This window comes from Wohlfahrtiimonas larvae (genome assembly GCF_002006755.1).
Lineage (GTDB): Bacteria > Pseudomonadota > Gammaproteobacteria > Cardiobacteriales > Wohlfahrtiimonadaceae > Wohlfahrtiimonas > Wohlfahrtiimonas larvae.
In genome coordinates, this window is record NZ_MVDO01000143.1 from 1 (window position 1) to 7,408 (window position 7,408).

At 36.2% G+C, this 7,408-nt stretch carries 9 protein-coding genes; 1 reads left to right on the forward strand and 8 read right to left on the reverse strand.

What is annotated here, in order from left to right; genetic code table 11:
* Window positions 1-102: 102 nt before the first annotated feature.
* The gene (locus tag BZK14_RS08365; RefSeq protein WP_077926061.1) at window positions 103-867 is read right to left on the reverse strand and encodes a pirin family protein; all 765 of its coding nucleotides are present in this window, start codon (window positions 865-867) and stop codon (window positions 103-105) included.
* A 214-nt stretch (window positions 868-1,081) separates the two neighbouring features.
* Here BZK14_RS08365 and BZK14_RS08370 point away from each other — a divergent pair, with 214 nt between their 5' ends.
* Entirely contained in the window at window positions 1,082-1,720 is a 639-nt protein-coding gene (locus tag BZK14_RS08370; RefSeq protein WP_245831255.1) for a DUF7379 domain-containing protein, read from the forward strand.
* A gap of 10 nt (window positions 1,721-1,730) precedes the next feature.
* Here BZK14_RS08370 and BZK14_RS08375 read toward each other — a convergent pair whose 3' ends face one another.
* The 7 genes from BZK14_RS08375 to BZK14_RS08405 all read right to left on the reverse strand — a co-directional run.
* Window positions 1,731-1,877, reverse strand: coding sequence for a DUF3149 domain-containing protein (locus BZK14_RS08375; RefSeq protein WP_077926062.1), 147 nt, complete (start codon window positions 1,875-1,877; stop codon window positions 1,731-1,733).
* A 137-nt stretch (window positions 1,878-2,014) separates the two neighbouring features.
* Window positions 2,015-2,734, reverse strand: coding sequence for a phosphate signaling complex protein PhoU (gene phoU / locus BZK14_RS08380; RefSeq protein WP_077926063.1), 720 nt, complete (start codon window positions 2,732-2,734; stop codon window positions 2,015-2,017).
* A gap of 12 nt (window positions 2,735-2,746) precedes the next feature.
* On the reverse strand, window positions 2,747-3,517 hold the full coding sequence (gene pstB / locus BZK14_RS08385; protein WP_077926064.1) for a phosphate ABC transporter ATP-binding protein PstB: 771 nt from the start codon (window positions 3,515-3,517) through the stop codon (window positions 2,747-2,749).
* Window positions 3,518-3,519: 2 nt separating this feature from the next.
* Complete coding sequence (pstA, locus tag BZK14_RS08390; RefSeq protein ID WP_077926065.1) at window positions 3,520-4,380, reverse strand: phosphate ABC transporter permease PstA; 861 nt, start codon at window positions 4,378-4,380, stop codon at window positions 3,520-3,522.
* Window positions 4,380-5,339 carry a phosphate ABC transporter permease PstC gene (gene pstC, locus BZK14_RS08395; protein ID WP_077926066.1) on the reverse strand — a complete coding sequence of 320 codons (960 nt, stop codon included), beginning with the start codon at window positions 5,337-5,339 and terminating at the stop codon, window positions 4,380-4,382. The genes pstA and pstC overlap by 1 nt, the downstream gene beginning before the upstream one ends.
* Window positions 5,340-5,354: 15 nt before the next feature.
* Entirely contained in the window at window positions 5,355-6,389 is a 1,035-nt protein-coding gene (pstS, locus tag BZK14_RS08400) for a phosphate ABC transporter substrate-binding protein PstS (RefSeq protein ID WP_077926067.1), read from the reverse strand.
* Between the two features lie 89 nt (window positions 6,390-6,478).
* Window positions 6,479-7,408 (reverse strand): ATP-binding protein (locus BZK14_RS08405; protein ID WP_077926069.1); only part of this gene is annotated, 930 nt, incomplete at its 5' end.

Genomic DNA, 7,408 nt, shown 5'->3' on the forward strand with positions numbered 1-7,408 from the left:
TATTGGCTCAAGCATTATTTTATTATCGCTATGGGTTGCAAAATCACCTAAAAAAGCCTGATTAGAAATCAGGCCATTTATCACTCGTTCACCTAAAATGTTTTACATTTTAGGTGGAATAACGATAGGTTCTTCTGAATCATACAATGTTACATTCATAGGAACCTCTATTAATACAAATCGATTGGGCGTTACACCTTCGACAGCCAAATCAAGTTTATCGCTAAAAGCAATACAATCCCCTTCCGATAAGTGATGGCCACGCACTTTAATGTCACCGAAACAGACTCTCAAAAATAGACCATTTTCTATTTTTTTCTTGTGATAAGTTACCTTTGTTTTAGGGTCAATTTGAGAAAGTGCAACCCAAGCATCTTGATTGACAGAAGCCGCATCAATAGTCGCGGTATCAGGTGCTACCACATAATGAAAGCGATTATTCAACATATCCATATCAATTGAATGAACATGATGCCGCGGGGTTAAACCTCTTTTTCTTGGCAACAACCAAATTTTTAAATAATTGACCTCCTCACGAGGAGATGCACTATTAATAGCATAGTTAATACCTGAGCCTGCACTGATGGTAATTAAACTCTCTTTTTTAACAATACAACAGTTAGCTTTGCTATCTGTATATTCAATTCCACCATTTAATGGGATCAAAACCACTTCTAAATCACTATGATGGTGTTGTCCGAAACGTCCTGGGCCAGAATAATAATTACTATTTAATAAGCGTAAAGTGCCAAACTGAATACGTTCAGAATCATAATAATCACCATGTGAAAAAAGCCGATGACTTGTTAAAGCTCCACCCTCATACACATTTAATTCATCAAATCTGTATACGATATCTGTTTTCATCGTGTCCTCCTATTTATATGTCTACTTCGTTCATTATTTTAATGAATCGTAAGTTAGTGCATTCAATCAGCCTTAACCGATCGTTATTATAATTCATCTTAACATAAGTTTACAATATTTTATTTTTAAAGAGTAATAAGTATCATTATTATATTTACATCTCGATATGCTTAGATATTATGTCATATATTTTCTGAGTTAAAGGTATTTTTTTATGGATAAAAATAATAAAACAAATATTATCCTTATTCATGGGTTATTTATGCCCGGTATTATTATGCTTAAATTAGGTCATTTTTTTGAGAAAATGGGCTATACAACCACTATTTTTTCTTATAAAACTTTAAGTAAAACACCTCAAGAAAATGCGAGGAATCTTATCGATCTCATTGAATCTATTGATGATAGTAATGTTATAATATGTCATAGCTTAGGTGGATTATTAACACAACAGGCACTCTCTCATATGGATCAGCCTGAACAAAAAATTCAAAAAGTTATATCTATCGGCACGCCATGGCAAGGTGCTTCTATCTTAAATTTGATGCACCAATACCATATAGATGGTGTTGTTGGTAAAAGCTTAGAAATTTTACGCCCTAAAATGCATAATGAGTGGCAATTTCCTAGTATCCCGTTAGGATCTATCGCAGGTCATTCTATCATTGGTGCACGATCATTATTGCAGCGAGATCCGCACACACCTACAGATGGAACTGTGACAATAGAAGAAACTAAAATAAAAGGAATGACAGATCACACCATCATTCCAATTAGTCATACAGGGCTCATATTTTCTAACTTAACAGCTCAAAAAATATTAAAATTTATAGAAACAAATCATTTTAACTAATTAATTTTTATTAAGTATTATTTTGTCCATTATTTTTCATTTGAGCTTCTTGCTCTTTCATCTTACTGATAAAGAACCAACTAAGAAAGCCGACCATTCCTATCATGAATAAAACACCTAAGATGCTATATAACACTGGCATTGTAAACCAACCCATCTTTTCCCCCTTATTAATAAATCTTATTACAGGAACCACTAAGGTCAGTATAGCCGAGTGTTAAAAAGCATCATTGATAATAATCAACTAAATTAATATTTTACTATAAATATTTTTATAAATTTTTTATGTTTTTATTAAGATTTTTGACCTCTTTCTTCTAGTAAAGTCTCAATAACATCATCACCCACATGACGATAATCTTGACCTTTAACAAAGTAAAAAATTAACTCACTAATATTTTGACAACGTGAACTGACACGCATAATCGCCCTTGCACAATTTAAAGCTATAAGAATATTTGGAATAGATCTAGGATCTTCCATCATGAATGTCATCATTTGACGAATTAACATTTCATAATTTTGACCAATACGTTTCTCTTCTTGATAAATCTTCAGAGCCATATCAATATCCATACGTGTAAATGCATCTAAAACTTCTTTGAGCATACGTACAACATTATTGCCCATTGAATCAAGAGATCTCAATAAGCTCTGCTGATCTTCAGTAAAGTCCTGCTTCACAATTTGACAAATTGCTCGAGCAGAATCACCAATTCTTTCTAATTCTGAAATGACTTTAATGATGGACATAATCAAACGTAAATCACTCGCTGTTGGCTGGCGCTTCGCAATAATCTTAACACATGCTTCATCAATCTCAACTTCTAGGCGATTCACCTGTTTATCATTTGCAATAACTGATTCTGCCAAGTCAACATCATGCACTAATACAGTGCTAATTGCATCACTGAATTGCTTTTCAACCAATCCGCCCATCGTCATCACTTCTTTACGGATATGAGCAAGATCAGCATCATATTGTCCAGAAATATGTTTACCTAAATAATCCATTCAATAACTCCCTTAACCATAACGCCCAGTGATGTAATCTTCAGTCTGTTTTTTAATTGGTGAAGTAAAAATATCATCCGTTTTACCATATTCCACTAACTCACCCAAATACATAAACGCAGTATAATCAGAGCATCGCGCTGCTTGTTGCATATTATGCGTAACAATGACAACAGTATAACTATCTTTAAGTTCTGTAATTAACTCTTCAATACGGCCTGTAGAAATTGGGTCTAATGCAGAGCATGGTTCATCTAATAATAAAACTTCAGGCTTAATTGCAATACCACGTGCGATACATAAACGCTGTTGCTGGCCACCCGATAAACTATTACCACTTTGATGAATCTTATCTTTAACTTCATTCCACAATGCTGCTTTTGTTAAAGCCCATTCAACACGCTCATCCATCTCAACGCGAGAAAGCTTTTCAAACTGCTTAATTCCAAACGCAATATTGTCATAAATAGACATCGGAAATGGCGTTGGCTTTTGGAAAACCATGCCAACTTGTGCACGCAATAACGAAACATCACGTTTATCTGTCAAAATATTTTGACCATTCAGTAAAATTTCGCCTTCTGCGCGTTGCTCTGGATACAACTCATACATTTTATTGAATGTGCGCAACAGTGTTGATTTACCGCAACCTGATGGTCCAATAAATGCTGTCACTGAGTTCTCTTTAATATCAATAGAGATATCTCTCAATGCATGAAATTTTTGGTAATAAAAGTTTAAATTTTTAACTTCAACTTTGTTTTTGATGTTGGTTTCCATCATGTTTACCCTTTTTTCTGGCTGAACAATACGCGCGCCAAAATATTTAAGAAAAGAACAAAAAGCGTAATTAAGAGTACACCTGCCCAAGCTAATTCTTGCCATTCTTTAAATGGGCTCATTGCGAATTTAAAAATGGTGACAGGCAAGTTTGCAATTGGTGCATTTAAATCTGTACTCCAGAATTGGTTGGATAACGCTGTGAATAACAAGGGTGCTGTTTCACCTGCAATACGTGCGATTGCCAATAAAACACCTGTCACAATGCCAGATACCGATGCCTTTAATGTAATTTTTAAAATCATTCGCCATCTTGGTGTTCCGAGTGCATAAGCAGCTTCTCGTAAGTTATTTGGCACTAATAGCAACATATTTTCAGTAGTTCTCACAATAATCGGCAATTGAATCAATGCCAATGCCACAATCCCTGCCCAACCTGAAAAATGCCCCATTGGCACAATCATCACCATATATACGAATAAACCAATAATAATGGAAGGCGCTGACAACAAAACGTCATTGATGAAACGAATCACATTCGCCAACCAATTCTTGCGACCATATTCTGCTAAATAAATCCCTGATAAAATCCCCAATGGCGTACCAATAAATGTTGCAATGGTAATCAATAAGAAGCTTCCCATCATTGCGTTTGCTAAGCCACCGCCTTCAGTATTCGGTGGTGGCGTCATTTGCGTGAATACATCCCAAGACAATCCGCCTACACCTTTTGTGAAGGTTGAATATAAAATCCAAGCCAACCATACTAAGCCAAAGATCACCGCGATCATTGAAATGATGATCGCTATTCTATTTTTTAAACGTCGTCTCGCTTGTAGACGAACTGCCATAGCTTCATCTCTCATTAGCGATTCCCCTCTTTTTGACTCAAGCGTAACAACATAATTTTAGATAATGCGAGTACGATGAATGTAATCACAAATAAAATTAGTCCTAACTCCATCAATGCAGCAGAATGAAGCCCTGCTTCTGCTTCTGCAAATTCATTGGCTAATGATGATGTGATACTATTCCCCGGCATGAATAATGAGAAGCTATCCAATTGGTAAGTATTACCAATCACAAATGTCACAGCCATCGTTTCACCTAATGCTCGACCTAAACCCAACATCACCCCGCCAATCACACCATTTTTAGTATAAGGTAATACGATGTGGCGAATACATTCCCAAGTTGTACAACCAATGCCATAAGCTGCTTCTTTCATCAATGTTGGTGTTTGTTCAAAAACATCACGCATGACAGAGGTTATGTAAGGAATGATCATGATGGCTAAAATAAAACCTGCTGCCAATAAACCAATACCAAAAGCAGGCCCTGTGAAGAAAATATTCACGATCGGAATGCTTGCAAAGACATCATTCAATGGCATTTGGAAATATTCAGCAAAGATTGGTGCAAACACAAACAATCCCCACATACCATAAACAATACTAGGAATCGCCGCTAACAACTCGATTGCTATCCCTAAAGGACGTCTTAACCATACAGGTGATAACTCTGTTAAGAAGAATGCAATGCCAAAGCTCACAGGTACAGCAATCACTAGCGCGATCACAGATGTAATAATCGTACCGTAAATTGGCACTAATGCACCATATTCATCCATCGGTGGATCCCAGTTCTTATCCCATAAGAATGGTAAGCCAAACTCTTTAATGCTCGGCCATGATGCAATCATTAATGAAATAATAATACCGCTCAATAATACAAGAACAAATACTCCTGAAAATCGAACGATATTATCAAAAATTAGATCCCCAAGCTTTGAAGGGGATCTCATATAATTCTTTGTTTTAGCCATAAATTAGACTAGTTCCTATTTCAAAGATAATGCATTACCACTCGAATCTTTTAATTCTGTCGTCCATGCTTTCTTAATTTCCTCTACCACATTGCTTGGTAATACTGCGTAATCCAATGCAACTGCTTCTTGATCACCATTACCATAAGCCCAATCAAAGAACTTCAATACTTCTTTAGCTTTTGCTGCATCAGTTTGTGTCTTCTGTAACAAAATAAATGTTGTAGAAGTGATTGGCCATGCATTGTCACCTGTTTGGTTTGTCAAGTCTTGCGCGAATGATTCATTCCACTTAGCATCTTTAGCCGCTGCACTGAAGTTATCCGCTGAAGGTGAAACTACTTTACCATCTGCCGTATAAAGTTTTGTGTACGCTAAGTTATTTTGCTTTGCGTATGCATATTCAACATAACCAATTGAACCTGGCAAGCGTTGTACGAATGCTGCAACACCATCATTGCCTTTACCGCCAACACCTACAGGCCATTTAACCGTTGTACTTGTGCCAACTTCTTTATTCCAAGAAGCGTTTACTTTACTTAAGTAGCTTGTGAATACAAATGTTGTCCCTGAGCCATCCGCACGGCGTACAACATTAATCTGTTGATTAGGCAGTGTCACATTTGGATTTAACTTAGCAATTGCTGCATCATTCCAATTTTTAATTTTACCCAAGTAAATGTCACCCAATGTTTGACCATCTAATACTAATTGATTAGATTCAATGCCTTTAACATTCACAGCAACGACTACACCGCCGATCACTGTTGGGAATTGCATTAAGCCATCTTTTGCTAATTGATCATCTGCCAAAGGCGCATCACTTGCACCAAAATCAACAGTTTTAGCATTGATTTGCTTGATACCGCCAGATGAACCAATTGCTTGATAGTTAATTTTTACGCCCGTTGCTTTATTATATGTATCTGCCCATTTTGCATAAACTGGCGCGGGGAAAGAAGCACCTGCACCTGTGATATTAACATCAGCATTTGCAACACCAAATGAAGCTACAGCAGTTAAAGCAACCGTCCAACCTAACTTTTTCATAAAAACTCCTTATTGAGTGATCTTTCTTAATTGACTGTGTGCATTCTAAAAAATGAATATGACACTAAGATGACAAAGAAAAAATTATTTTATTTTTTCACAATAAACTCATGTGGGATGACAAAAGAAAAAATAGATCCTTGACCTACAGTACTATCAACATGTAATTGAGCATCACCATGATTACGTAGCGCATGCTTCACAATTGCCAAACCTAAGCCTGAACTGTTCTTTTGGTACGTATGGGATGAATCCACTTGATAAAATCGCTCTGTTAAACGGTTTAAATGATGTCTTGCAATGCCAACACCATTATCCTGCACACTGAAATAAGCGCCTTTTGCAACAGATTGCCAGGTCACAATAATTATTGTGCCTCTTGGATTATGTTTGATGGCATTATCAATCAAGTTGCACATCACGCTATAAATTTGATCCTGATAACCACGAATATTCAAATCAGCTTCAATATGAGCCTTAATTGTATAATCTGCATGAGTTTCTTGTAGACTATGGATCAATGTTTGTAATAAATTAGAAATATCAATTTGAACCATCGGTAAATGAGATGACATATTCTCAATTTTGCTTAATAACAAAATTTGACTAATCAAAGATTCCATACGAATAATCTGAGATTCCACTTTACTCAATGCATCTTGGCAATTTTCCATAGGTATCAATTCATCTTGAAACATCTCCACATAGCCTTTCACAACACTCAATGGTGTTCTTAATTCATGACTCGCATGCGTGAAAAAATCTTTACGTTGCTGTTCTGCTAAATAAACTTGATCCACATTTCGAGCCACAACAATGTGGCGATTCTGCTCATAAGGTAAAACGCGAAACTCAATGTAGTAACGCTGATGAATTTTGACAGTCAGTGGCTCGTTGAAATTTTCTTGTTGAAGATATTTTGCAAACTCAGGGTTACGTACTAAGTTCACAATATTTTGCCCTTTATCATCTGGCCAGCGAATTCCCAATTGTTGCTTCACTTGTTGATTGCACCATTG

Bases quoted from the DNA above. Each gene is read 5' to 3' on its own strand.
- BZK14_RS08365 (WP_077926061.1), bottom strand. From the start codon at position 867: ATGAAAACAGATATCGTATACAGATTTGATGAATTAAATGTGTATGAG.
- BZK14_RS08370 (WP_245831255.1), top strand. From the start codon at position 1,082: ATGGATAAAAATAATAAAACAAATATTATCCTTATTCATGGGTTATTT.
- pstC (WP_077926066.1), bottom strand. From the start codon at position 5,339: ATGGCTAAAACAAAGAATTATATGAGATCCCCTTCAAAGCTTGGGGAT.
- pstA (WP_077926065.1), bottom strand. From the start codon at position 4,380: ATGAGAGATGAAGCTATGGCAGTTCGTCTACAAGCGAGACGACGTTTA.
- phoU (WP_077926063.1), bottom strand. From the start codon at position 2,734: ATGGATTATTTAGGTAAACATATTTCTGGACAATATGATGCTGATCTT.
- pstB (WP_077926064.1), bottom strand. From the start codon at position 3,517: ATGATGGAAACCAACATCAAAAACAAAGTTGAAGTTAAAAATTTAAAC.
- BZK14_RS08375 (WP_077926062.1), bottom strand. From the start codon at position 1,877: ATGGGTTGGTTTACAATGCCAGTGTTATATAGCATCTTAGGTGTTTTA.
- pstS (WP_077926067.1), bottom strand. From the start codon at position 6,389: ATGAAAAAGTTAGGTTGGACGGTTGCTTTAACTGCTGTAGCTTCATTT.